Here is a 24,185-nt window from a genome sequence, read left to right on the forward strand (position 1 = left end):
AAGGCGATGCAGGCGGCATCAATGGTATGGCAGGCGAGGTCGATTTCTTCCTCGCCGACGATGAGAGGCGGCAGCAGACGCACGACATTGTCGCCGGCCGGGACGGTCAACATGCCCCGCTCGCGCAACGCGGCAACGAGCTTGGCGTTTTCGGGCTTGCACTTCAGTCCCATCATGAGCCCCTGGCCCCGCACCTCGACGAGTATCTCGCTGTGCTCGTCGGCAAGGCCGGCGAGCCGCTGCTTCAATCTCAAGCCCATTTGCGCGACATGTTCGAGAAAGCCGGGCTCGAGGACAATGTCGAGCACGGTATTGCCGACCGCCATGGCCAGCGGGTTACCACCGAATGTGGACCCGTGCGTCCCCGGCACCATGGTCTGGCCCACGGCCTCCGTGGCGAGACACGCGCCGACTGGGAAGCCGCCGCCGAGCCCCTTGGCCGAGGCCATGATGTCCGGCGTGATCTCGGCCCACTCATGGGCATAGAAGCGGCCCGTGCGGCCAACGCCCGACTGCACCTCGTCGGCGACCAACAGGAGCCCTTCTTCGTTGCACAGCGCCCGCAAGTCCTGCAGGAAGCGATAGGGGACCTCGCGCATACCACCCTCGCCCATAATCGGCTCAAGCAAGACGCCAGCGGTCTCGTCGGAAATCGCGTCCCTGACGGCATCGATGTCGAAGCCTGTGACCTGATCAAACCCGTCGACGGGCGGACCGAAGCCTTCCAAATTCTTGGCTTGGCCGCCCGCGGCGATGGTCGCCAGCGTCCGCCCATGGAAGGCCCCTTCGAAGGTGATCAGCCGGTAACGCTCAGGGGCGCCGTTGACGAAATGGTAGCGGCGCGCGCATTTGATCGCGGCCTCCACGGCCTCGGCACCGGAATTCGTAAAGAACACCCGATCGGCGAAGGTGGCACCGCAGAGCCGCTGACCGAGCCTCTCCTGCTCGGCGATGCTGTGCAGGTTCGACACGTGCCAGACCTTCTCGGCCTGACCCTTCAACGCCTCGATCAGATGCGGGTGCGCATGCCCGAGCGCGGTGACGGCGATGCCGCTCGAGAAGTCGAGATAGCGCTCTCCGCTCTCGTCAAAGAGAAAGGCGCCCTCGCCCCGCGCGAAGGATAATCCGCTGCGGGCATAGGTCGGAAGAAGGGCCGACATGAAAGTTCCGTGTTCTTGAAACAAAAGTGCCGCCAATCGGCGGCGGCAAGCAGAGTCAGAGTGTTAGGTCTGGTCCACAGATGAGTCAATCTGTCCTTATGACCCGCTTATCCAACGTTTCTCCACGCTTCTATCAACGCCTGGGTTTGTGCTTCACCCGGAGTGATGGCAGAATCAGACCGTTCCGGTGGAAAACGAGGCACACAAGCACGGCGGACGCTTGTCGGTTTCTACCGGTCTTAGTAGGGTAATAATCGCTCGGCTACCAGATGTCGTAGGCGTACTGGACCCCCGAGCGGTCATTTCTCAGCAGTAAATCCGAGTATTGCGAAAAAAAACCGTCTCTCATGACGGGTGGAATCTGAGTCCAAACGAGGAGGCCGAAAATGGCTTGGACTGACGAAAGAGTTGAGCTGCTGAAAAAGCTCTGGTCCGAAGGACTGAGCGCAAGCCAAATCGCGGGTCGCTTAGGCGGCGTGACCCGCAACGCGGTGATCGGCAAGGTGCATCGGTTGGGACTTTCGGGACGCGCGACCAATTCGCGCTCCAGTGTCCCGCGGCAAAGGCGGACGCATACGCACGCGCCGCGGCAGAACCGGGCGCCATCGATAACCTTCGGTACACGCGGCAATGTCGCGCTGAAGCCGACGTTCGAGGAGGAGTTCCAGGCAGCTCCCGCGCCGGCGCCGGTGGAGGAGCTGGTGATCCCGCTGCACGAGCGGGCAAGCATCCTCACGCTGAAGGAGTCGATGTGCCGCTGGCCCATTGGCGATCCGACCGAGGAGGCGTTTCATTTTTGCGGGCGCAAGAAGACCGGTGCGGTGCCGTACTGCGAGCATCATGCCCGCATGGCCTACCAGCCGGTACAAGCGCGGCGGCGGGAGAAGCGCTCGGCCAGTGGCTGAGCCTCTCTTCTCTCTTGCAACATGACGGAAGGCGCCGCGAAAGTTGGCGCCTTTCGTTTTCTGGGAAGTCTCGAAATTCTGGGAAAGCGCCGAACGAGCCTGCGTCGCTAAGCCGTTTCTTCCAGCTTGTCCGAAAAGGCATAGCCAGCGCCACGTATGGTCCGAACCGGATCGCGCTCGCTACCACGCATCATGGCTTTTCGCAACCGGCCGATATGCACATCGACCGTACGTTCGTCGACATAGACATTCCGTCCCCAAACGCCATCGAGCAACTGCGCGCGGCTAAAGACACGTCCGGGACTCTGCATCAGGAACTCCAGCAAACGGAATTCCGTCGGACCGAGATGAATCTGCCGGCCGCTACGTGTGACGCGATGAGACTCGCGATCAAGCTCGATGTCGCCGACCGATAGAACCGAAGCGATCCGCTCTGGACTGGTGCGGCGGAGAATGGCGCGCACACGTGCCATCAATTCGGGCAACGAGAACGGCTTCACCACGTAGTCGTCAGCGCCCGTGGTCAGTCCGCGAATGCGGTCGTTCTCTTCGCTGCGTGCCGTCAGTAGGATGATCGGAATGGTGCGCGATTCCTTGCCCGTGCGCAGCCGGCGGCAAAGCTCGAGCCCAGACAGGCCCGGCAGCATCCAATCGAGGACGATCAGATCCGGCGAATTTTCAGCAATAGAGACTTCCGCCTCGTCGCCGCGATGGACAACGTCGACGGCGTAGCCCTCGGCTTCCAAGTTGTACCGTAGGAGCAGAGCCAACGGCTCTTCATCCTCGACAACCAGCACCTTTGCTCCCCCGCTCATGCCGTTCACCCGCACCTAGCTAGAAAGTGGAGTTTCTCAGCGACGTATAGGCTGTCGAACTGGTCGTATCGCCTTTCGGACGCTGATCCGTAATCGGACGGCCATGTACGAGATAATAAACCGTCTCCGCAATGTTGGTTGCGTGATCGCCCACGCGCTCGATGTTCTTTGCGCCGAAGAGCAGGTGCGTGCAAAGCCCGATATTCCGCGGGTCCTCCATCATATAGGTGAGGAGCTCGCGGAACAGCGAGTTGTACATCGCGTCAATCTCTTCGTCCTTGTACCAGACACTCAAGGCCCGCTCTGCGTCGCGCTCGATAAACGCGTCGAGCACTTCCTTCAATTGGTTCAGAGACAGCTCGCCCATATGCTTGAGGCCAAGCATCAGCTGTTTGGGCTGCTGCTCGGTCACCACGGCGACGGCCCGCTTGGCGATATTCTTGCCAAAGTCGCCAATCCGCTCGAGATCGGCGGAAATCCGCAGGGCGGCCATGATCTGACGAAGGTCGTAGGCCATCGGCTGCCGGCGGGCGATCATGACAACCGCCTGTTCTTCGATCTCGCGCTGAAGCTGATCGATCTCCTCGTCCTCGCTGATCGTGGCTGCGGCGAGATCGGGGTCGCGGCGATCGAGGGCCTCGAAAGACTGCCCGAGAACCTTCTCGGCAAGGCCGCCCATCTTGGCGATCTTGTTGTTGAGGAGAGAAAGCTCCTCCTCGTAGGACCGGACGATATGTTCGTTCTGCTGTTCCATGGGGGATGGGCTCCTGAGCGCCGATATCAGCCGAAGCGGCCGGTGACGTAATCTTGGGTTCGCTGATCGGACGGATTGGTGAAGATCGTCGATGTGTCGTTCACCTCGACGAGCTTGCCGAGATGGAAGAACGCCGTACGCTGAGATACGCGCGCGGCCTGCTGCATCGAATGCGTCACGATGGCGATGCAGAGATTTTTCTTGAGCTCATCGATCAATGTCTCGATCGTCGCCGTCGCGATCGGATCGAGCGCCGAACAGGGTTCGTCCATGAGCAGGACTTCCGGGTTGACGGAGATCGCCCGGGCAATGCAAAGGCGCTGCTGCTGACCGCCGGAAAGGCCTGTGCCTGGCGCGTCCAGACGATCCTTCACTTCTTCCCAGAGACCCGCCTTAATCAGGCTGGTCTCGACGACCTCGTCCATCTGCGCCTTGGTCGCACACAGACCGTGCAGGCGCGGCGCATAGGCGACATTCTCGAAGATCGACTTCGGGAAGGGGTTGGGCTTCTGGAACACCATGCCGACACGGGCGCGAAGCAGCACTGGATCGACATCAGGCGCATAGATATCTTCGCCATCGAGACGAATGTCACCCTCGACCTTACAGATGTCGATCACGTCGTTCATACGGTTGAGGCACCGCAGAAATGTCGACTTGCCGCAACCTGACGGCCCGATCAACGCGGTCACCGACTGGCCGAAGACCTTGAGATTGACGTCGTATAGCGCCTGCTTGTCGCCATACCAAAGGTTGAGGTCGGCCACCTTTATCTTCAGCTTGCCTGGGGCGGCGAGAGCGGACTGACCGGTCTCCTTTGGCTCGGCTGGTTCTTCGACCTTCGTGGCAGGCCTGTCTTCCAACTTCGCCTCCATAGCTTCGGTCCCCATTACCATTTGCGTTCGAACTTGTTCCGGAGATAAACGGCCAAACTGTTCATCACGATCAGGAAGGCCAGCAATACCATTGTCGCACCAGCGGTGCGCTCCACAAAGCCACGTTCCGCCGACGATGCCCACATATAGATCTGCACGGGCAGGCCGGTGGCGGGATCCAGAGGGGTCGTCGGATATTCCACAACGAAGGCCACCATGCCGATCATCAAAAGTGGGGCTGTTTCGCCCAGCGCCTGCACTAGACCGATGATCGTACCGGTCAGGATGCCTGGCAAGGACAATGGCAGGATGTGGTGTCCGATCAGCTGCATCTTGGACGCGCCGACGCCAAGCGCCGCCTCACGAATTGAGGGCGGCACCGCGCGAATGGCAGCGCGCGTGGTGATGATAATTGTTGGAAGCGTCATCAGGGTCAGCACAAGACCGCCGACCAGCGAGGCCGACCGCGGTAGGCCGAAGAAGTTGATGAAGACGGCAAGGCCAAGAAGACCGAACACGATTGACGGCACCGCGGCGAGGTTGTTGATGTTCACCTCGATCGTGTCGGCGATCTTGCCCTTGGGGGCGTACTCCTCAAGATAGAGCGCCGCACAGACACCCAAAGGCACGGCCAGCAGAATTACCGTGATCATCATGAAGAAGGATCCGATCAGCGCGACGCCAAGACCGGCGGTTTCCGGATTGCTCGAGGCGCCGTTCAGGAAGAGGCCCGTATTGAACTTTTTCTTCATGTCGCCGTTGCCCACCAGCTGGTCGATCCAGGCGACCTGCTGATCGTTGACCGCGCGCCGATCGTTCGGCGTCTCGCGATCTATGGATTCTTTCAGCAGGGCATCGGCATTATCGCTGGCGAGAAGCCACACATCCTTGGTCGTCCCGATAATCGAGGGGTCACGCAACACCATGTCGCGTAGCTGTACGTCGACACCGCGCGACAAGAGCCTGTTGGCATCGCGACGGACCTTGCGATCCTTGGGATCAATACCAAGCTCCTTGTAGAGCCCCTCGCGGGCCAATTTCACAAAATTGGCCTGGAAGATTTCGTCCTCGGCCTCGGGATTGCCAGAGGGGTTAATTACCTCCCGGCTAAATTCGACCGGCAGCTTGACGGAGGTCTGCAGGAAGGCCGGCCAGCCTTGAGTAAAGATCGATGTGAATAGAAACACCAGAAAGGCCAGCGCAAACAGGATTGCCGCAATGCCGTACATGCGGAAACGCCGTTCGGCCCAATGCCGCCTGCGCAGCTTCTTCTGCGCCTCCTCGCTCTTGAAGGACGACAGGGAGGCGGTCTGGTCGGTCACTATTCGTACTGCTCCCGATATTTGCGCACTATGTAGAGGGCGTAGACGTTGAGCCCCAAAGTGATGACGAAAAGCGTGAGACCGAGGGCAAAGGCCACCAGGGTCTGCGGGCTGTTAAACTCAAGGTCGCCAGTCAACTGGCTAACGATCTTCACCGTAATCGTGGTGACCGGCTCTAGCGGATTGAGCGTCAGATTCGCGGCGATACCAGCGGCCAGCACCACGATCATGGTTTCGCCGATGGCGCGCGACGCCGCGAGAAGGACGGCACCGACAATACCCGGAAGAGCCGCCGGCAAAATAACCTTCTTGATCGTTTCGGACTGGGTCGCGCCGAGCCCATACGAGCCTTCTCGAAGGGACTGCGGCACCGCATTCATGATGTCGTCAGACAGCGACGACACGAACGGAATGATCATCACGCCCATGACGATACCGGCGGTCAGTACGCTGGAGGCGGAGATTTCGAGCCCGATATTGAAGCCAAGGTCGCGAAGCAGAGGGCCGAAAACAGACAGGGCGAAGAAGCCATATACAATCGTCGGGATGCCCGCGAGGATTTCGAGAACGGGCTTGGCGAATGCGCGCACCTTGGAACCGGCATACTCGGACATGTAAATCGCGGCGAAGAGGCCGACCGGCACGGCAACCAACAAGGCAACCGCCGAGATAAACAAGGTGCCCCATAAGAGCGGCAGGAGACCGAACTGACCTTCCGCCTGTCCGACTGTCGCGAAGCGCGGATCCCAGACCGTCCCAAATAAGAAGTCGAACGGCGAGACGAATTGGAAGAAGTGAATGGTTTCGAACAACACCGACAGAACGATGCCGACAGTGGTGAGTACCGCAACCGTGGAGGCCAGAAACAGCCCACTGCGCATAACGTGCTCGACGATATTGCGCGCCCGCAGCCCCGGACGGATGCGCGTGTAACCCCAAAGGAATCCTAAGCCGGCAACCGCAAGACAGGCGATCGGCAGCATAAACCGGCTGGTTGTGCGCGCCTCGGCCAGCTTAAAAGCCGCACCCAGGACATTCGGATCGGGGTTCGAACCCAGGATAACGCTGTGCCGCACCAGAATGTCGCGTGCATCAGACGTGGTGACGAAGCCGAGCCGCGCTTTGCGCAAAACCTCAAACTCTTCCGCGCTGAGCTTCGGCACGCCCTCAGCAATCGTGTCGACCACGCTCATGGTGAGCGACTGCTGAGCGTCGCTCCCCTCAACAACACTCGCCGGCAGTTCCTGCATGACGGCGTATCGGGTGACCGGCCGCTCCGCCACGCTCCAGACGACCAGCAGAATGATCGCCGGAAGGGCGGTCAGAATGGCGAGGTAGAAGCCGTGATAGGACGGACGTGAGTGGAGGTTTTGCTGCTGGCCGCCGCAAACCTGGATGCTGCGCCGGCGCCCAATGAAATAGGCGAGGGTCCCCGCGCCAAAAAGAATGGCAAGTATCGTGAGACTGGACACCCGACGACCCCCCTCGGTCGGTCATTCATAATCATCTTGGCCCCCGTTTTGAGGGGCTGGCCAGGGGAGCACCGCCGCTCCCCTGGCATGTTTAGGTGGACGAGATCGTCAGCATCACATGCTGAGGACTTTGCCCTCCTTGACTTCGTCCTGAAGCGCCTTGAGCTCTTCCTCAGGCAGCGGCACGAGGCCGTAGTCGGTCAGCGGGCCGTCCGGGCCGATCATTTTGTCGCTGGTGAAGAACGCGACATATTCCTTCAGGCCGGGGATCACGCCGATGTGGTCCTTCTTGACGTAGAAGAACAGCGGACGGGACACCGGATACTCACCCGAAGAAATTGTCTCCACGGACGGGGAAATTCCGCTCATGGTCGCGACCTTCAGCTTGTCGGTGTTGTTCTCGTAGAAGGACAGACCGAACACACCAACGCCAGTCGGGTTGGACTGAAGGCGGGCCAACGTCTCAGTGTAGTCGCCGTCGATGTCGACCGCGCCACCGTCCTTACGAACCCGGTAGCAAGCCTTGCCAGCGGCCTTCTTATCCATGCCACGGTCCATGTAGATCTTCTTGCCGTCAACGGCATCACAACCCGTCACGAGAACCTTCTCTTCGAAGACTTCGCGGGTGCCGTGCTTCTCACCGGGGATGTACCCGACAATCTTCCAATCGGGGAGCTTGTCGTTCACGTCCTTCCAGGTCTTGTTCGGGTTCTTGACCATCTTGCCGTCGACCGGAATTTCCTCGGCGAGAGCTAGGTAGACGTCTTTCGGCTCAAGGGCCCAGTCGTCTTGGTTGATGTCGGTCGCGAACACGATGCCGTCATAACCGAAACGGACCGGAATGATGTTCTTCACGCCAGCTTCGGCGCACGCCTTGACTTCTTTTTCCCGAATGGGACGCGAAGAGTTCGCGATGTCGATCGTGCCCTCACCGACGCCTTTGCAGAACTGCTTCAGGCCGGCAGAAGAACCGCCCGACTCAACGACCGGCGCTTTGAACTTCGAATAGGTCTTTCCGAAGTCCTCGGCAACGATCTGCGCGTACGGCAGAACCGTCGAGGACCCAGCGATCTGAACCTGATCACGGGCGAGCCCGGGGCCACCTGTGCAAAGAGCGGCGACGGCCAGCGTCGACGCTGCGATAACAAACCTGCTCACAATAGAACTCCCTTGGCTTGGATATGGGCGCTTGGATAAGCGCCTGCGCTAGCGTGCCCTGCGCAGCCAGCTCTTGGGCAAGCCAGTTGCCCTCGAACATTCTTTTATGACGCTGATGATTCTCTATTATGACAGCGTAAGCTACTGCTTTGTAACCAGTTTATCCTTTGCGTGTTGTGGACAACGCGGCCTTGTCGCCGGCAGGCTGGGTCTCATTAAGCATGACCGTAAAGGTCGACCCCTGTCCTGGGTTGGAGGCGATCGCCAAGTCGCCGCGATGCCTACTCAAAATATGCTTTACGATCGCAAGTCCAAGGCCGGTCCCACCCTTCTCGCGGCTGGAGTCGACATCCACCCGGTAGAAGCGTTCGGTCAGCCGCGGCAGATGCTCCGCCGGGATACCAGGGCCGTCGTCGACCACGGAGATCGCGAAGCGCCCCCTCGCCTGCTTGTTGAGTGAGGGAATGTGCTTGGCCTCGATCCGGACCGTCCCGTCGGGCCGGCCGTATTTCATCGCGTTTTGCACGAGGTTCTGAAGGACTTGGACCAGTTCGTCGCGGTCGCCACGCACGATGGCTTGCCTGGCGAAACATTCGACCTCTAACGTGGTGTGGCTGTCGGCAGCGAGGGGCTCCAGCGTGTCGCGGGCGTGCCCCAGCACGTCGTTCAGATCGACCAGATCGCTGGGCGGCACGTGCGCATTCATTTCGAGCCGGCTCAAGGACAACAGGGCGTCGATCAGCCGGGTCATGCGCGAGGCCTGCTCGGCCATAATCGGTAGGAACTGCTCGCGCGCCGCCTCGTCCTCCTTGGCCGTACTTTGCAGCGTTTCGATAAAACCGCGCAGCGAGGCCAGCGGTGTCCGCATCTCATGGCTGGCATTGGCGATAAAGTCTGTACGCATCTTATTGATGCGTTCGCCTTCGGTGAAGTCGCGCAACAGAACGAGGATGTCGCCGTCAACGTCGCCACCGCAGGCGAGCGGTGCCACGGTGACTTCCAGGCGGCGGTCGACGGGAACGCGTTCGGCATAGACGACCGACACTGCCCGGCCGATCCTGGAAGCCCCACTCACCGCATCAAGGAATTTGGGCGCGCGGATCAGAGAAGAAACGTGGCTACCTTCGCGCAAGGAGGCGAACAGGCTCTTTGCCGGCGCGTTAAAGAACACGACCTGGCCCGTCGGGCTAAGAAGGATGGCCGGGTCCGGTAATGCGCCGACCACCGTCGACATAGGAGAGCGGCTGCGATTGACGGCCTTAGACGGTGCGAACGCGGCTGCTTCGTCCTGATCGGTCTCCTGGAGCGGGAGCAAAAGAACGGCCGCGACGAAGCCGACGAAGGAGGCCAGTCCTAGCCCAACGGACAGGTCACCCAGCGCAACCAGGCTCGCCATGATCACGGCAAAAATGACGATCAGCCAGAAGGACGACCACAGCTTCGCCGTCAGGGCATGAACCCCCCGCTTGGCCGCCTGACGGGCGCGCCAAGTACGGCCCTGCCGCAGCACACGACCGTCATGTTCAACCTGATCCGTCAACCCAGTCTCCTAGGTGCGGGCACCCATCGCGATTCGGGGGGCCCTCACCCCAGTTCAGATTCGCCTGTTTGCGCCTGAAATATCATTTTTTCGCGACACCCTGCCGCTCCGGCCGCAGAAACGTTGCATCAGATGCAATCCTTGTCGCCGCTGGCGGAAAGGAACAACGCACCGGTCTCATCTCTCTATATATTGTACATGGCTTGCGGCAATGCCAGTCCGACTTCAGGCGCGGTGCTTCGTTTTCACGGTACGAGGATACGACGGCTTTGACAGCAAGGACCGGAGTGTGCGCGCGCCGTAACGGTGGCAAAGTTCTGGTCTCGAAACCTCGCCGACGCTTGAAACTTGTAAGCTCGAAACTTGGACGATTGAAGAATGCCCCACGGCCGAACCAGTTTCTCGCATGATCCCAACTGCCCCGATGACGACAGCGCGTGGCGTGCGGTCACGGCGCGCGATGCCTGCTTCGACGGACGCATCTACTATGCCGTCACGACCACCGGGATCTACTGCCGGCCATCCTGTCCCGCCAGGAAGCCGGACCGGGCAAACGTCACATTCCACGCAAGTCCCGAGGCGGCGGAACGCGCCGGCTTCCGTCCGTGCAAGCGCTGCGACCCCTCCGCGGCCGCGCCGGCATGGGCCGAAAAAATAGAACAGGCGTGCCGCCTCATGGAGTTAGCCGAAGCGCCCCCGACGCTCGCCGCTCTGGCGGATGCAGTAGGATCGAGCCCGCATCACTTCCATCGTCAATTCAAAGAGTTTCTCGGCATCACCCCGAAAGCCTATGCCGCCGCATTGCGGGACGATCGGGTGCGAGCGGCTCTGTCTCGCGGCGCGTCGGTGACCCATGCCCTCTACGAGGCCGGCTTCAGCTCGTCTGGACGGTTCTATGCGGGTGCGTCGGACGCGCTTGGAATGGCACCGCGCACGTTCCGCGATGGCGGCACTGCCGAGCAACTGACCTATGCCGTCGCCCCCTGCTCACTGGGACATGTCCTCGTCGCCGCGAGCGCCAAAGGCGTGTGCGCCATTATTCTGGGCGACAGGCCCGACGAACTCACCGAGGCTCTACAGACGCTTTTCCCCCGTGCGACGTTCAACGAGGGGGACGATTGGTTCGGCGACACCACCGCTGCCGTGGTCTGCTTGGTCGACGCGCCCGCAAAGCAGAGCGAGCTCCCGCTCGATATTCGCGGCACGGCATTCCAACGGCGCGTGTGGGAGGCGTTGCGCAAAATTCCGCCCGGCAAGACCGCGACTTATAGCGAGATCGCCGCCGCAATCGGCGCGCCCAACGCGGTGCGCGCCGTGGCAGGCGCGTGCGGGGCCAACAAGCTCGCGGTGATCATTCCCTGTCACCGCGTGGTGCGGAGCGATGGCGCGCTGTCGGGCTATCGCTGGGGCCCGGGCCGCAAGCAGGCACTGATCGACCGAGAGAAGAGCTGATGCCACTTAAGGACGGTTGTTGTCTGACGCGTTGTTTGCTGAAGTGATGCAAACCACAACGATCACCAAATGTCGGGAGAACCAGCATGGTGCAGGCATGGGCAGCCATGGCGGCGGGACAGCCCCTTGAGCGCTTCGAGTACGACGCAGGCGCTTTAGGACCCGAGGAGGTCGAAGTCGCGGTTCAAACCTGCGGCATCTGCCATTCGGACTTGTCCGTGGTGAACAACGAATGGGGCATTTCAAGTTTCCCCGCCGTACCGGGGCACGAAGTGATCGGTCGTGTCGCCGCGTTGGGGCCACAAGCCAAGGGCATCTCCGTGGGACAGCTCGTCGGTATCGGCTGGAGCGCGGAGAGCTGCATGCACTGCCCGCAATGCCTGGCGGGGGACGGAAATCTCTGCGCCGAAAACGTAGCGACGATTGTCCGCCACTACGGCGGCTTCGCCGACCGCGTCCGCGCGCAATGGTAGTGGGTAATTTCGCTACCCGAAACCCTCGACGTGCGGAATGCCGGACCGCTTCTGTGTGGCGGCACCACCGTCTTCGCGCCGTTCCACGACTACGACATTAGCCCGACGCAGCATGTGGGGGTCGTGGGCATCGGCGGGCTGGGTCATCTGGCGCTGAAATTCGCCAAGGCCTAGGGCTGCGAAGTCACGGCCTTCACATCAACCGACTCGAAGGCCGACGAGGCACGGGCCTTCGGCGCCCACAACGTGGTCAACAGCCGCGACAGAGAGGCCCTGCGGTCTCTCGCCCGAACCGTCGATCTCCTGCTGGTCACGGTGAACGTACCGCTGGATTGGCCGTCCATGGTGGGCATGCTGGCGCCGCGCGGCCGCATGCATATGGTCGGAGCCGTGCTGAAACCGATGCCGGTCGCGGCGATGGACCTGATCTCGAGTCAACGCAGCATCTCTGGATCGCCCACCGCCGGTCCACAGATCATGGCGAAGATGTTGGAGTTTGCCGCACGCCACGGCATTGCTCCGTAGACGGAGCATTTTCCCATGGACCAAGTCAATGACGCGCTGGAGCATCTCAAGGCTGGGAACGCCCGCTACCGCATCGTCCTTGACGCCTGACCGGACACGACACGCGGTCACAGAGCCCTGTCAGCGTGAGAGGCCTTTCTCGGCGAGTTCATTCAGATAGGACCTGAGACGGGTCTCGTGGTTCTCGCCGAGGTCGCGCAGATAATCCCAAACGTACAATCCGGTATTGTGGCCGTCATCGAAGGTGATGCGCACCGCGTATGTGCCGACCGGCTCCAGCTTTTGGATGCGGACGTTCTCTTTTCCCGGCACCGTGACGCGCTGCTCGGGACTATGCCCTTGTACTTCGGCGCTCGGGCTGAGTACCCTCAGCAGCTCCGCCGGCAACGCAAACTGCGCTCCGTCGTCGAAAGACACAGTTAGGACGCTTTTGTCCTTGTCCAGTTTTAGCTCTGTGGGCCAGGACGCCATGCCACCTGCCTTATCGTATTATGCAAGATCGATTTCGCCCTCGACCATATGGTTGAGCGGTGTACCGTCCGCCGTGAGGACCATCTTTACCTTGAGCTTGCCATGCTTGCTCAAGCCCCCGTCGCGCACGACTGCCTCGATCGCCTGTTGAGAGGTCACACCGACCTCCTTCAAAAAGCGCCGCATCGACATATTGAAACGATCTTCGTCCATGGCAGGACCTCCTTGGCTCTACACTCTTGGATAGGAACCCTTGGCTCACCTCCAGCCTCGACTGTCTCAGGTGCTATTGATAGGCTGTAAATTCAATATACTCTAAATGATCCGGCCTCTTCGAGGTGGAAGTTTGGGGCCGTGAAAGGAAAGCAAGAGCCCGCAAAGGAACAATAGGTGCGTAACGACGCGCCACTGTGAGGAGCAGGCTCGAGTGACGCCTTCATGAGTAATTCTACCGCCAACTTGGTCGACCCGTTCGGCCGTGCCTTGACCTATTTGCGCGTTTCCGTCACGGATCGCTGCGACTTTCGCTGCACCTATTGCATGGCGGAGGACATGACCTTCCTCCCGCGGAAGGATCTCCTAACGCTCGAGGAGATCGACCGGCTCTCCAGCGCCTTTATCGAACGCGGCGTACGCAGACTTCGGCTGACGGGCGGCGAACCGCTCGTGCGCCGGAATGTCATGAGCCTGATCGAGTCCCTTTCCCGGCATCTGGGCAACGGGCTCGACGAGTTGACCCTGACCACAAACGGCAGCCAGCTCCACCGTTTCGCCGATCAGCTGGCGGGGCTCGGCATAAAGCGGATCAATGTGTCCTTGGACACGCTCGATGCGGCCAAGTTCCGCTTTCTGACTCGCTGGGGTGACTACCACCAGGTCATGCGGGGGCTAGACGTTGCAGCCCGGGCCGGCCTCAAAATCAAGATCAATGCCGTCGCCCTGCGGGACGTCAACGAGGAAGAGATCGAAGGCTTGCTGCGCTGGGCCCATGGCCGGGGCTTCGACCTGACGCTGATCGAAACGATGCCTCTGGGAGAGATTGGCACGGACCGTACAAATCAGTATCTGCCGCTCTCGCTGGTGCGGACCCGTCTGTCCCAACATTTCACCCTGGACGACATTCCCGACAGGACCGGCGGACCGGCCCGCTACGTGCGAGTCCGCGAGACGGGGGGGCGTCTCGGCTTCATCACCCCGATGACCCATAATTTCTGTGAGTCCTGTAACCGGGTTCGGGTAACCTGCACCGGCACACTCTATATGTGCCTTGGCCAGGAGGACGCGGCCGACCTCAGAATGCCCATGCGCACCAGCAACGCCAATGACCAGCTTCATGCGGCTATCGACGAAGCGATCGCACGGAAGCCAAAGGGGCACGATTTCGCCATCGACCGGGACTCGACCCCTGCCGTGTCGCGCTTTATGTCTGCAACCGGTGGCTAACCAGGATTTGTCTAAATAATGTGTTTCAACCCGGAATTTGAGGAGATTTCAGGTGATTCCAGGGCGAAACCATCCCTTTCTGACCTAAATCAGGGCGAAAGTGGCGTGTGTCTGCAAGTTCAGGGTTTCCTGTACGGGCGCCCTGAGGTGGCCGCGGTCCACGCCGAGAAAATCCGTGTCCGACAACCGCCCGCGTTACGCCGGTTCTCAAACGTACGAGCGCAGCCTAGAGCCCGCTAGACACTCTCTAGGAACCATTGCCCTCTGCAAGGTCCACCCCTCTTTTCGGCAAACATCCGACAAGCGATAACGACCGCTAGGCTGAGACGGCCTGCGCGAAAGGTGCCTCCTCCGCTGCCGTGGGCTGCGCGTCCACCGGGAGGCTGCAAAGGCCGCCGCCGAGATAGACGTGGTGCCAAAGCTGCGTGGCAACAACGCCGCCGAGACCAAGACTATAGAACCGGCCGAGGCTTCGGCTGGAGCCTTGCGCGGCCACAAGCGCACAGTCGCGCTGCACCTGATCGACATCGAAATAGCCAGTCCGCTTGAGGCTTTCCTCGCTGATGAGCTCACGCACGAACGGGGGAGCGTTCACAAGGAAACTGTCTGCCAGCGGTGCCTGGAACATGTGCTTCGGACGCTGCGCCACGTTCCGCGGCAGAACCCGTCCCGCCGCATGCCGCAGCAGGTATTTGTCGCGCATGCGGCGTCGCAGCTTCCACCGCGGACTGAGCTGAGACGCGAAGGAGATCACATCCTCGTCCAAGAAGGGGTAGCGGGTCTCCACGCTGTTGGCCATGGCAATACGGTCGCCCTTCTGCGAGATCAGCAGACCGGGGAGGTGAACCTTGTAGCCCAAATAGAGAGACCGATTGAGCGGGTGCCACCGCGCCATGCGGTCCAGATCCAAATCCAAATCCTCGTAGGCGACGTGACCGCCGAGTTCCTCTTTGAAGCCGGCGCTAAAATAACGGTCCCGGGAGGTCGACACGAGGCTGTACATAACCGACTGCGCGAGTGGGCCGCCGATCAACGCATCAATCCGCCGAAGTTCCGTGGTACTTTGCTTAGTACCAATCCTCCGAACCGCCCGGCTGAGCGCCGCCGTCGGGGCGAACGTATCGCCGTAATCGAGCATGCGCGCTATTTCGCGCATCTTGAACCAGATATAACCCGCAAAGCCTTCGTCGGCGCCCTCGCCGGTCAGGACCACCTTGTAGCCTTGCGAGCGGACCTCTCGTGAAAGCGCCAGCAGCGCGGCGCAAGACGTGTCGAGGACGGGGCACTCGGCGGCGCGTGTCAACGACGCGTAAGAGTCCGTGATGAGGTCGGATCCGGCTTGCACCACCGTGGGATGCGCGCCGATCGCTTGAGCGGCCTCCATGGCTTCGTCGACTTCGTCGAGATTTTTTTTCGGAATGCGAAGGGTGAAGCTCGGCACGGGCCGGCCAGCGACGCGCGCTGCTGTCGCCAGAACGAAGGCCGAGTCGACGCCGCCGCTAAGATACCCGACCACAGGGACGTCGGCGCGGAGCCGGATATCAACTGCCCGTTCAAAGACCGACTGGAAGGAATCGGTGAGCTGTTCAACGTCCCCGTCCAGCTCATCGCCCCAATCAGGAAAGTCGAAGTCCCAATATTTGCGTTCCACCGGGCTTGCCAGCCCACGGCCCTGCGGCAGTTCTATGCGCAGATAATGACCTGGCTCCAGAGCCTGAACGCCCTTGAACGCTGTGCGGCGGGAACTCAGGGCAAAGAACGTGAAGAGATGGTCGAGGCCGCGCGGATCGGCGTCCGGCCGCACCGCGCCCGAGGCAATAAGCGCCTTGATCTCGGAGGCGAAGTAAACAGTGTCGCCCTGTCGGGACCAGAACAATGGACAGATCCCGACACGGTCTCGGCCAAGAAGAACTATACCGCGCGTAAGGTCCACAAGCGCGAACGCGAACTGCCCCTTGAGATGGGAAAACAGCTCTTCGCCATATTCCTCATAGAGATGGACCAGGATTTCGCTGTCGCTATGGGTGCTGAAGACGTGGCCCTTGGCCTCGAGTTCCGCCCGGCGTTCGGGATGGTCGAAAAACTCACCGTTGCAGATCACGGCCACGGTGCGGTCTTCGTTGTAGATCGGCTGCCGGCCGTCCAGGAGCCCGACAATGCTCAGACGGCGATGCGCGAAACCGACACCCGGGGCACTCAGAAAACCCGAATCGTCAGGACCGCGATGAACCAGGGCAGCGGCCATCCTCTGCAACATGGCACGGTCCGGCAGCCGCTTTCCTGCAAGGTCGATCGCTCCGGCGATGCCACACATATGTATTCATTCCTTTTGCGGCGCTGGCCTTGCTTCAGGCACCCGCGACGAGAAGGGGCGAAAAGCGCGACGCGACTTCCCCTTTGATTGGACCTTGCGACGCAACCTTCGCGTTTAGCTATCCATAACGATTTTCGGCGCGGGCCGGGCACCGCCCGGCGCACTCTCAATTTCGGCCCAGGCCGTATCGGCGATTCCGCGATAAGCCTTGGCCACTTCGCTGTCCGGATCACTGACGACAATCGGCTTGCCGTCGTCGGACGTTTCCCGCACCGCCATGGTCAGCGGCACCTCGCCCAAGAATGGGACGCCGAGTTTCGCGGCCTCGTCCTTCGCGCCGCCATGACCGAAGATATCGGACCGGCCGCCACAATGGGGGCAGACGAACGTAGACATGTTTTCGACGATGCCGAGCACAGGCACGTTGACCTTCTGAAACATATTGAGGCCCTTGCGCGCATCGATCAGTGCCAGATCTTGTGGCGTGGACACGATGACCGCGCCGGCTAACGGGACTTGCTGCGCCATGGTGAGCTGGGCATCGCCCGTGCCCGGCGGCATATCGACCACGAGAACGTCGAGCTCACCCCAGGCAACATCTTTGAGCATCTGCGATATGGCCGAAATGACCATCGGCCCCCGCCAGATCATTGGGGTGTCTTCGTCCACCAGAAATCCCATGGACATCACCTTGAGACCGTATTTCCGCATGGGATCGAGCTTGTTGCCCGCAAGCTGTTGCGGCTGACCGCTGAGCCCAAGAAGACGCGGCATCGAGGGGCCGTAGATATCGGCATCGAGGATTCCGACCTTGAGGCCCAGGTTCTTCAGCGCCAGTGCGAGATTGACCGCCGTGGTCGATTTGCCGACGCCGCCCTTGCCAGACGCCACCGCAATGATGCGGCGAATACCTGGGATGCCGCCCCCGCCTTGGCGTGTCTCGCCCGGCGTTCCCGGACGGGCCATCTCGGCACGGGTCTGCGGACCGGGTGGTTTCGGCGCTGCCTGCGGCGGCGCACTCTGAGCCGGGTTGGTAGTTGGACTCGGCCTGGGACTTGAACTCCCCGGTTCGCGATCCGCGGTCAACGTCACCATCGCACTGGCAACACCCGGCAGACCCTCGACAACTGTCGCAGCGGCCTTCCGCATTCCTTCCAACTCGGCTGCCCGTCCCGGATCCACTGAAATCGCGAAATAGACCCTGCCCTTGTTAATGACGACCTCGGACACGAGTCCGAGCGACACGATATTGCTGGAGAGATCGGGGCCCTTTACGCCTTTCAGCGCCGCCAGGATTTGGTGTTTGGTCAGTGTTTCGGTCATTTTCCGTGTCTTGATGTCAAGCTCTTGGCGGGAATGTAGTGAGGAACACACCGCAGTGCAAAATTTCCAGGGGCTGGCCGGCAAACGCCTCCGCTGAGCCGCATTTCTCATAGGCTGCAGCGATCAAAGATCCGGCGGGCGCAGGCCGTGGTGTTGCACACGCGAATGGCTTTGGAGAAGCTCATATGAGCCACCCAATTCGCGGGAGAGTCGCCAAAAAAAAGCCCGGCGTTGCCGCCGGGCTTTCGGGCTTGGGGAGAGCCATCGGCCGTGCGGAGCTTGGGTTCGGGTAGGGTGCGCGCGCCGCATGGCCGGTATGGATAACGTACATTGCCGATAAATGTTCCCTTATTTTGGAGGCATTGCTTTTGTCTGAACATCGCGGCCGAACGCGCTTTCAAAAAGAAACAGCTATCAAGCCTTCCTTAACCAGCCGCGCCGCATTCTCTTTCCCGAGGGGTTGCACGGGTCCTGCGATCCGCGCAGCAGCAAAAACCGATCGGGGGACATATGCGCGTTATGGCCAGACGGAACGGGGCGAATTATCGGGGTCAACAGTCCCTGGAGGCTGAAATCGACCGCCACGCGAGCGCCCTGTCGCGCTTGGCCGAACAGGCTCTTGAAGACGACATCGACTCGCCTGTGTGCACGATGGTGCTCCGCTCGGCCAAATCGGCTCCGGCCGTGGCGCTTGCCCAGACCCAAGACGCCCTGGCGGCATCCGGTGTCGCCGTGAAAGCTATCCTGACCAAGGTCGACCCCGAGCAAGACCTCCACGCGTTCTTCGCGTCGCTCTCCGCTCTCATGCCCGAGCCCAATCTCGAAGCGCATGTTCGCTGGGCTCGGAACCCGCGTCTCATGGATGCGCACGAACAGGCCGTTTACGGCCGGGAACTATGCTGGACGGGCGATGCCGTGCGCCGCGACGCGGACAAGCGCAACCGCTTGGTCCTCTTTGAGAGCGGCCCGGATGCCGTTCTGCGGGGCCTCCAAGCATTCAAGGCCCTTTGGGCCGCCTCCGAGCCCGTCCCGGCCCGCCTCCTTGACAGTCGCGCTGGCGACGACCGCCCAAACGCCGAAGCCGGCACGAAGAACGCGCCTCTCGCGGCGCTAGTGCCCCCCGCCGAGGGGTGGCCTCTCCTGCGACACTAAGACGGCGCGTTATAGTATTGTCATCGTTTTGTGCGAGCGGTTCGCTTTTCAAAACGGATGACGGAGTTCGCCATGCGCCCCACTTTTCTGCTGGCCTTGATGCTGTTCGTGAGTTCGCCTGCATTCGCGCAGGAAGCGGCCGGCAGGGCACCGGACCTCAGCGATCTCCTCAAGCAGCCGACCTATTTCGCGGCCTGGCAGGAGATGATCAGTGCGGAAACGCCGCCCGATTGGGTGACCGAATACACCGCGACCCTGAACGGACCACCCGTACCGAACATTCCCGTGGCCATCGACGGCCAAAGCCATATGCTCGGCTTCACCTGCAAGCCCAATGAGTGCGGCGACAATCAGCTCTATGCTCTTTTCGCACCGGATGGGAGCAAAGCCTGGGCCCTGATGGCAACGGCCGAGACCGGCATCGTCTGGCTGGGATACCCCGACGACCGGGTGCGAGCCGCCATCAACGGAGTTTTGAAGAAATAGGACGGGACATCATGACCGGGACGATGGCGGCAATGCTGCTGGAGCGGGCAGGACAACCGCTCCATCCCGCCGAGCTGCCGGTCCCCTCGCCCGGCCCCGGGCAAATATTGCTCAAGGTCCTCGCCTGTGGTGTCTGCCGCACCGACCTCCATATATATGACGGCGAACTGGACCATCCCAAGCTGCCACTCGTGCTGGGTCATGAAATCGTCGGCCGCGTCGAAGCACTCGGGCCGACGACCGCCGGTTTCGAGGTCGGCATGCGCATCGGGGTTCCGTGGCTCGGCTACACGGACGGCACTTGCCGCTACTGCCGCGAAGGCCACGAAAACCTATGCGATGAACCCCGGTTTACGGGCTACCAGATCGATGGGGGCTACGCCGCCTATACGGTTGCGGACGACCGATATTGTTTCGCGATCCCCGACGGTTACTCCGATGCGGAAGCCGCGCCGCTTCTCTGCGCGGGCCTTATCGGCTACCGCTCCTTGAAGATGGCCGAGGACGCGCTGCAGGGCGAAACCAAACGGCTCGGCATTTACGGCTTTGGCGCGGCCGCGCATATCGTAGCGCAGGTGGCGCGGTATCAAGGCTGCGAGATTTACGCCTTTACCAGCCCAGGCGATATAAAAGCCCAGGCGTTTGCTCGCTCTCTCGGGGCGGTCTGGGCCGGCGGTTCCGACGAGGCCGCACCCGACGACCTCGACGCGGCTCTCATCTTCGCGCCCGTGGGTCAGCTCGTGCCCGCCGCGCTAGGGGCGCTGCGCAAGGGCGGTGTCGTTGTTTGCGGCGGCATCCACATGAGCGATATCCCGCAGTTCCCTTATGATATTCTATGGGAAGAACGCGAGATCCGGTCGGTCGCCAATTTAACGCGGGACGATGCGCGCGAGTTTCTAGTGCTCGCGCCAAAAGTTCCCGTCAAAACGACGGTCGTGCCGATGAAACTTTCTGACGCGAACGAAGCGCTGAAACGCCTTCGCGAAGGAGCCTTGACGGGCGCCGTCGTCCTCATTCCGTAAAGACTTTACGACCTTTTGAGGATTGCGGCGGACTGCATTTCGGGTCTTCCGTGTTGGAGGACCCAATAGCCAGGCGGCCGTAAACGATGACGAAGATCCTAATCGTTGACGATCACCCTATGTTTCGCGAGGCGTTGAGTAGCGCCGTCAAGTTCTCGCGGGATGATGCCGAGATTCTCGAAGCCGGAAGCATCGAGACCGCGCACGATGCCATTCAGGCCGAGCCTGGCATCGAGATCGTGTTGCTCGACCTGTCCCTCCCCGGCACGACCGGATTCGAGGGTCTCATGCTTCTGCGCTCGTCGTTTCCACGGATCCCGATCATGATCGTTTCGGGTCTTGACGATCCCAAGATCGTCCAGGAAGCCATCCGACTGGGTGCCGCCGGCTTCGTCTCGAAGTCTGTCGACAAGGCCACGCTCGCGAAAGGGCTCGCGGAAGTGCTGAGCGGATCGGTCTTCGTCCCGCCCGAGTTGGCGCAGAATGCCGGCGACCCCCGCGCCGCGACGCGTGCCAGCGACATCGCCGACCGGGTCGCCGGCCTCACCCCGGCCCAGCTACGTGTCCTGCATCTCATTCGCCACGGCCAGCTCAATAAGCAAATCGCGCACGAGCTCGGGGTCAGCGAGACGACCGTCAAGGCCCATGTCTCGGAGATCCTGCGCAAGCTGAACGTGGTAAGCCGCACGCAAGCGGTGATCAAGACCGCGCAGCTCGATTTCGAGGCCATCATCGGCGACGGTGCCGCTCCCTCGAGCAGTTAAGATTTTGGCGCGGAGACCGTTCCCAAAAGGTGAGTCATCAGCGCGCGCAGCTCGGCCGGCCGCGTTGGCTTGCGGAGCAATTCGGATTGCGCCGCCTTCACATCGGCGGCAACGGCGGGGCTCTGGTCACCCGTGACCACAACAGCCGGCAGGTTCGGCCCGAACCGAGCGCGCAGGGCCCTCACAACGTCGACGCCGGTCCGCCCTTCGTCGAGATTGTAATCCACCAGCACGATGTCCGGCGCGCACCCCAATGCGGTCAGAGCCGGTTCCAATGCCTCGAGCCGGGTAGCGGCCAAAGTGCGGCACGACCATTTGTCGAGCAGCCCGACCGTAGCCTCCAGGACCTGCCGATCGTTCTCGATCATAACAACGGCAGCACCTCGCGTGACATCCAGGTCGGCATGATCCGTCGTTTGCGTGAACGCAACCGAGGGTGCAGGGCCGGCACAGGCCACCGTCAGCCGGAAGGTCGACCCCTTGCCGAGGGTCGACTCGACCTCGAGCCCGTGCCCTAGCGCCTGGACCGTGCGCTGAACAATAGACAGACCAAGCCCAAGACCGGCATGGTCGCTCTTCGCGGCGGCGGTACCGCGATAGAATTCCTCGAACATCGTCTCGCGCTCGTTTTCCGAAATGCCACAGCCGGTATCGACCACATCGATCAGGCAATCCGACCCGCGCCGCAGCACGCTGACGGACACGCCGCCTTGCTTCGTATAGCGCACCGCGTTCGATATAAGGTTCTGCAGCACCCGCTGAAGGAGCAACGGGTCGCTGTGCACGAGCAGGCCCGACCGGAGGACGTCGAACGTGAGCTGTTTCGCCCCGGCCAGCGGCGCAAAACTGGCCTCGAGCCGCGTCAGGACCTCGTCTAGCGGAAAAAACTGGAAGTCTGGGGTGACGACGCCTGCGTCGAGCTTAGAAATGTCGAGCAGCGTTTTGATCAGGTCTTCGATGGTTTGCAGGGATTGGTCGACACGGCCTGCCAGGCGGCGCGCGTCATCACTCTTCTGCAGTTCGGATAGGACCGAGATGGAAAGACGGGCGGCGTTCAGCGGCTGCAACAGATCGTGGCTCGCGGCCGCGAGAAAGCGCGTCTTGCTGAGATTGGCACGCTCGGCCTCGTCCTTGGCCTCGATCAGCGCTTCGTTGGAACACTCAAGGCGCCGCAAAACCGCGGTCAGTTCCTCAGTACGGGATCGAACCTTGGCATCCAGCCCGATGGCGGTCTGGAACAATGAGAAGGCATTGCCCTGCTGATCCATCGACCGCTCGACGCGATCCATCAGGACCGCGTTGATCTTGACGAGCTTTTCGACCCGGCGCTCCAGCCCATCCGGATCGAGATCGCCATTGCGTTCGTCTTGCCAATCACGCGGCATCAGCCGGACCCCTGCCTCCCAATCGCGACCCCGGTGAAGGTCTGGTTCAGATGCATCGCATTGTACTGCTCGCCATAGGTATGGAAACCGACCACGTGATAGCGGCGGTACAAGTCGCTGACCTGGTGCTTCACCTGCCGGTTTTCGGCATCGAGCCGCCGCAGGACGCACTCGAAGCCTAGCACGAAGTCGATACCGCCGATGGCCGCGTCCAGGCGCTCCAGCTCAGCTTCCATCGACTTCACCATGTCCCTTGGCTCGGCGACGGTGAGAACCACGCCATCGTCGATCGCACAGAAGAACGATAGGGATCCATCGTCGTTCACGCGTTGGATTGACCGGCAGTAATAGTCTCCGCCTATGCGCACAACGACGGGATGCGCTGCAAAGCTCATGGGCGCCAGGGACGACGGCTCAAGTCCCACAGCACTCGCATACTCCTGTGCCGCAGGCTCCGCATTGAATTCGTACACGGTTCGGGTCGAGGTATCCGAAGACGTCACCACTAGTTTGGTGTCCGTCGGCTCGAAGTGATCGCAATAGAAACTGCGGACCGGATGGACTGTTTCGACGAGAAGCAGCAAGGCGGCGCCCCGGTGAACCTGCCCGTCATGCAGTAGGCATGTTCCGGAAAGTGTGAGGCCGTCGCCCGCAGAGCCCCCGACCAGCGGAATGTCGCCGAGCGCCCAGCCAATGGCCGAAACAATGGCTTCCTCGCATTTGGACAGCCCGTCGATGAGTGACACGGCGAACAAGTTTTCGTAGCGCTCGCCATTTACCACCCTATCGAGGCCGGCGCGCAAGGCCTGCACGGCATCGGTCGCCCGCTCCACGCTCAGAGCCTGCACCTCGGGAATGACGCGACTGACGAATCGGAAGCCCTTCCTCGGAAAGGCCACCACCAGGACGCTGCGGTCGCTGAACCCCGCCGGCGTGATTTCACCAGATGTACTGCAGCCCGCGACCGGCACGCCGGCGAAGGCCTCCGACAATGCCTGGCTTAACGCCTCAGCTTCGTAGGTCTGGGGAAAGAAGACCAAAAGTTGGCCGATCTCCGATGAATCAACGACCTCGGCGATCTCTGCGATCGCAGCCTCTGGGCTGTTTGCACTGGTCCAGGCGGTCTGGACCCCACAAGCCCGACGGTTTGCATGCGCTCCGTACACTGGACGCTTCCTCCATCGTCCATGGCACGCCCGATTGCCTTAAGTCTGACCTGAGTCGACGAAATGCGGATCTTTTTTGCCACTCTAACCGGCAACAGTGCCAGTATTCGACCAAAGTACAATATAGGCTGTCAGACGCAATAATTGGCGTCCTGAATAAGGGTCAACGTGTGCGGACGAATAACGGCATAGGGCTCGACAATCGACC

At 61.3% G+C, this 24,185-nt stretch carries 23 protein-coding genes and 1 pseudogene; 10 read left to right on the forward strand and 14 right to left on the reverse strand.

The window, feature by feature from the left end; genetic code table 11:
* Nucleotides 1-1,160: aspartate aminotransferase family protein (locus WBQ77_RS04395; RefSeq protein WP_424059074.1), on the reverse strand; the 1,160-nt coding region annotated here is incomplete at its 3' end.
* 386 nt (nucleotides 1,161-1,546) lie between these two features.
* Here WBQ77_RS04395 and WBQ77_RS04400 point away from each other — a divergent pair.
* Nucleotides 1,547-2,065 (forward strand): GcrA family cell cycle regulator, encoded by a 519-nt coding sequence (locus WBQ77_RS04400; protein WP_424044740.1) that lies wholly within the window; start codon nucleotides 1,547-1,549, stop codon nucleotides 2,063-2,065.
* Nucleotides 2,066-2,172: 107 nt separating this feature from the next.
* On the opposite strand, the gene phoB is transcribed toward WBQ77_RS04400, so the two are convergent.
* The 7 genes from phoB to WBQ77_RS04435 all read right to left on the reverse strand — a co-directional run bounded on the left by phoB (nucleotide 2,173) and on the right by WBQ77_RS04435 (nucleotide 10,001).
* Entirely contained in the window at nucleotides 2,173-2,880 is a 708-nt protein-coding gene (phoB, locus tag WBQ77_RS04405; protein ID WP_424044742.1) for a phosphate regulon transcriptional regulator PhoB, read from the reverse strand.
* Nucleotides 2,881-2,899: 19 nt separating this feature from the next.
* Nucleotides 2,900-3,634 carry a phosphate signaling complex protein PhoU gene (phoU, locus tag WBQ77_RS04410; protein ID WP_424044744.1) on the reverse strand — a complete coding sequence of 245 codons (735 nt, stop codon included), beginning with the start codon at nucleotides 3,632-3,634 and terminating at the stop codon, nucleotides 2,900-2,902.
* 26 nt (nucleotides 3,635-3,660) lie between these two features.
* Entirely contained in the window at nucleotides 3,661-4,509 is an 849-nt protein-coding gene (gene pstB, locus WBQ77_RS04415; protein WP_424044745.1) for a phosphate ABC transporter ATP-binding protein PstB, read from the reverse strand.
* A gap of 14 nt (nucleotides 4,510-4,523) precedes the next feature.
* Nucleotides 4,524-5,831: a phosphate ABC transporter permease PstA gene (pstA, locus tag WBQ77_RS04420; protein ID WP_424059076.1), complete on the reverse strand. Its 1,308-nt coding sequence runs from the start codon at nucleotides 5,829-5,831 to the stop codon at nucleotides 4,524-4,526.
* Entirely contained in the window at nucleotides 5,831-7,303 is a 1,473-nt protein-coding gene (gene pstC, locus WBQ77_RS04425) for a phosphate ABC transporter permease subunit PstC (RefSeq protein ID WP_424059078.1), read from the reverse strand. The genes pstA and pstC overlap by 1 nt, the downstream gene beginning before the upstream one ends.
* A gap of 114 nt (nucleotides 7,304-7,417) precedes the next feature.
* Nucleotides 7,418-8,461, reverse strand: coding sequence for a PstS family phosphate ABC transporter substrate-binding protein (locus WBQ77_RS04430; protein ID WP_424044750.1), 1,044 nt, complete (start codon nucleotides 8,459-8,461; stop codon nucleotides 7,418-7,420).
* A gap of 160 nt (nucleotides 8,462-8,621) precedes the next feature.
* Nucleotides 8,622-10,001, reverse strand: a complete 1,380-nt coding sequence (locus WBQ77_RS04435) for an ATP-binding protein (RefSeq protein ID WP_424059080.1) — start codon at nucleotides 9,999-10,001, stop codon at nucleotides 8,622-8,624.
* A gap of 378 nt (nucleotides 10,002-10,379) precedes the next feature.
* Here WBQ77_RS04435 and ada point away from each other — a divergent pair, with 378 nt between their 5' ends.
* The 4 genes and pseudogenes from ada to WBQ77_RS04455 form a co-directional block, all read left to right on the forward strand.
* Nucleotides 10,380-11,453 (forward strand): bifunctional DNA-binding transcriptional regulator/O6-methylguanine-DNA methyltransferase Ada, encoded by a 1,074-nt coding sequence (gene ada / locus WBQ77_RS04440; protein ID WP_424059082.1) that lies wholly within the window; start codon nucleotides 10,380-10,382, stop codon nucleotides 11,451-11,453.
* A gap of 86 nt (nucleotides 11,454-11,539) precedes the next feature.
* A complete protein-coding gene (locus WBQ77_RS04445; RefSeq protein WP_424044298.1) occupies nucleotides 11,540-11,926 on the forward strand; it encodes an alcohol dehydrogenase catalytic domain-containing protein in 387 nt (128 codons plus the stop codon).
* 30 nt (nucleotides 11,927-11,956) lie between these two features.
* Entirely contained in the window at nucleotides 11,957-12,100 is a 144-nt protein-coding gene (locus tag WBQ77_RS04450; RefSeq protein ID WP_424059084.1) for a hypothetical protein, read from the forward strand.
* A gap of 12 nt (nucleotides 12,101-12,112) precedes the next feature.
* Nucleotides 12,113-12,451, forward strand: a pseudogene (locus tag WBQ77_RS04455) (zinc-binding dehydrogenase); the annotation flags it as partial.
* Nucleotides 12,452-12,571: 120 nt separating this feature from the next.
* On the opposite strand, the gene WBQ77_RS04460 reads toward WBQ77_RS04455, so the two are convergent.
* Together WBQ77_RS04460 and WBQ77_RS04465 are read right to left on the reverse strand one after the other, a co-directional pair.
* Nucleotides 12,572-12,922: a gamma-butyrobetaine hydroxylase-like domain-containing protein gene (locus WBQ77_RS04460; RefSeq protein WP_424044295.1), complete on the reverse strand. Its 351-nt coding sequence runs from the start codon at nucleotides 12,920-12,922 to the stop codon at nucleotides 12,572-12,574.
* An 18-nt stretch (nucleotides 12,923-12,940) separates the two neighbouring features.
* Nucleotides 12,941-13,135 (reverse strand): DUF6494 family protein, encoded by a 195-nt coding sequence (locus WBQ77_RS04465; protein ID WP_424044292.1) that lies wholly within the window; start codon nucleotides 13,133-13,135, stop codon nucleotides 12,941-12,943.
* Between the two features lie 225 nt (nucleotides 13,136-13,360).
* On the opposite strand from WBQ77_RS04465, the gene moaA reads away from it, so the two are divergent.
* Entirely contained in the window at nucleotides 13,361-14,365 is a 1,005-nt protein-coding gene (gene moaA, locus WBQ77_RS04470; protein ID WP_424059086.1) for a GTP 3',8-cyclase MoaA, read from the forward strand.
* Between the two features lie 316 nt (nucleotides 14,366-14,681).
* On the opposite strand, the gene asnB is transcribed toward moaA, so the two are convergent.
* Both asnB and apbC read right to left on the reverse strand, forming a co-directional pair.
* A complete protein-coding gene (gene asnB / locus WBQ77_RS04475) occupies nucleotides 14,682-16,679 on the reverse strand; it encodes an asparagine synthase (glutamine-hydrolyzing) (RefSeq protein ID WP_424059088.1) in 1,998 nt (665 codons plus the stop codon).
* Between the two features lie 114 nt (nucleotides 16,680-16,793).
* Nucleotides 16,794-18,002, reverse strand: a complete 1,209-nt coding sequence (apbC, locus tag WBQ77_RS04480) for an iron-sulfur cluster carrier protein ApbC (RefSeq protein ID WP_424059090.1) — start codon at nucleotides 18,000-18,002, stop codon at nucleotides 16,794-16,796.
* Nucleotides 18,003-18,521: 519 nt separating this feature from the next.
* Here apbC and WBQ77_RS04485 point away from each other — a divergent pair.
* The 4 genes from WBQ77_RS04485 to WBQ77_RS04500 all read left to right on the forward strand — a co-directional run bounded on the left by WBQ77_RS04485 (nucleotide 18,522) and on the right by WBQ77_RS04500 (nucleotide 21,426).
* Nucleotides 18,522-19,154, forward strand: coding sequence for a hypothetical protein (locus WBQ77_RS04485; protein ID WP_424042395.1), 633 nt, complete (start codon nucleotides 18,522-18,524; stop codon nucleotides 19,152-19,154).
* Between the two features lie 72 nt (nucleotides 19,155-19,226).
* Complete coding sequence (locus tag WBQ77_RS04490) at nucleotides 19,227-19,640, forward strand: Ivy family c-type lysozyme inhibitor (RefSeq protein ID WP_424042396.1); 414 nt, start codon at nucleotides 19,227-19,229, stop codon at nucleotides 19,638-19,640.
* Between the two features lie 23 nt (nucleotides 19,641-19,663).
* Complete coding sequence (locus WBQ77_RS04495) at nucleotides 19,664-20,662, forward strand: zinc-dependent alcohol dehydrogenase family protein (RefSeq protein WP_424042419.1); 999 nt, start codon at nucleotides 19,664-19,666, stop codon at nucleotides 20,660-20,662.
* Nucleotides 20,663-20,748: 86 nt separating this feature from the next.
* Complete coding sequence (locus WBQ77_RS04500) at nucleotides 20,749-21,426, forward strand: response regulator (RefSeq protein ID WP_424042397.1); 678 nt, start codon at nucleotides 20,749-20,751, stop codon at nucleotides 21,424-21,426.
* Here WBQ77_RS04500 and WBQ77_RS04505 read toward each other — a convergent pair.
* Nucleotides 21,423-22,811 carry an ATP-binding response regulator gene (locus WBQ77_RS04505; protein WP_424042398.1) on the reverse strand — a complete coding sequence of 463 codons (1,389 nt, stop codon included), beginning with the start codon at nucleotides 22,809-22,811 and terminating at the stop codon, nucleotides 21,423-21,425. The genes WBQ77_RS04500 and WBQ77_RS04505 overlap by 4 nt on opposite strands.
* Entirely contained in the window at nucleotides 22,811-23,977 is a 1,167-nt protein-coding gene (locus WBQ77_RS04510) for an FIST N-terminal domain-containing protein (RefSeq protein ID WP_424042399.1), read from the reverse strand. The genes WBQ77_RS04505 and WBQ77_RS04510 overlap by 1 nt, the downstream gene beginning before the upstream one ends.
* Between the last annotated feature and the right edge of the window lie 208 nt (nucleotides 23,978-24,185).

Source organism: Methyloceanibacter sp., from assembly GCF_049590335.1.
Lineage (GTDB): Bacteria > Pseudomonadota > Alphaproteobacteria > Rhizobiales > Methyloligellaceae > Methyloceanibacter.

Coding starts and splice junctions, on each gene's coding strand:
- WBQ77_RS04500 (WP_424042397.1), top strand. CDS start 20,749: ATGACGAAGATCCTAATCGTTGACGATCACCCTATGTTTCGCGAGGCG.
- WBQ77_RS04460 (WP_424044295.1), bottom strand. CDS start 12,922: ATGGCGTCCTGGCCCACAGAGCTAAAACTGGACAAGGACAAAAGCGTC.
- WBQ77_RS04505 (WP_424042398.1), bottom strand. CDS start 22,811: ATGCCGCGTGATTGGCAAGACGAACGCAATGGCGATCTCGATCCGGAT.
- apbC (WP_424059090.1), bottom strand. CDS start 18,002: ATGACCGAAACACTGACCAAACACCAAATCCTGGCGGCGCTGAAAGGC.
- asnB (WP_424059088.1), bottom strand. CDS start 16,679: ATGTGTGGCATCGCCGGAGCGATCGACCTTGCAGGAAAGCGGCTGCCG.
- WBQ77_RS04465 (WP_424044292.1), bottom strand. CDS start 13,135: ATGGACGAAGATCGTTTCAATATGTCGATGCGGCGCTTTTTGAAGGAG.
- WBQ77_RS04400 (WP_424044740.1), top strand. CDS start 1,547: ATGGCTTGGACTGACGAAAGAGTTGAGCTGCTGAAAAAGCTCTGGTCC.
- WBQ77_RS04485 (WP_424042395.1), top strand. CDS start 18,522: ATGGCCAGACGGAACGGGGCGAATTATCGGGGTCAACAGTCCCTGGAG.
- WBQ77_RS04495 (WP_424042419.1), top strand. CDS start 19,664: ATGGCGGCAATGCTGCTGGAGCGGGCAGGACAACCGCTCCATCCCGCC.
- moaA (WP_424059086.1), top strand. CDS start 13,361: ATGAGTAATTCTACCGCCAACTTGGTCGACCCGTTCGGCCGTGCCTTG.
- WBQ77_RS04490 (WP_424042396.1), top strand. CDS start 19,227: ATGCGCCCCACTTTTCTGCTGGCCTTGATGCTGTTCGTGAGTTCGCCT.
- pstB (WP_424044745.1), bottom strand. CDS start 4,509: ATGGAGGCGAAGTTGGAAGACAGGCCTGCCACGAAGGTCGAAGAACCA.
- WBQ77_RS04445 (WP_424044298.1), top strand. CDS start 11,540: ATGGTGCAGGCATGGGCAGCCATGGCGGCGGGACAGCCCCTTGAGCGC.
- phoB (WP_424044742.1), bottom strand. CDS start 2,880: ATGAGCGGGGGAGCAAAGGTGCTGGTTGTCGAGGATGAAGAGCCGTTG.
- ada (WP_424059082.1), top strand. CDS start 10,380: ATGCCCCACGGCCGAACCAGTTTCTCGCATGATCCCAACTGCCCCGAT.
- phoU (WP_424044744.1), bottom strand. CDS start 3,634: ATGGAACAGCAGAACGAACATATCGTCCGGTCCTACGAGGAGGAGCTT.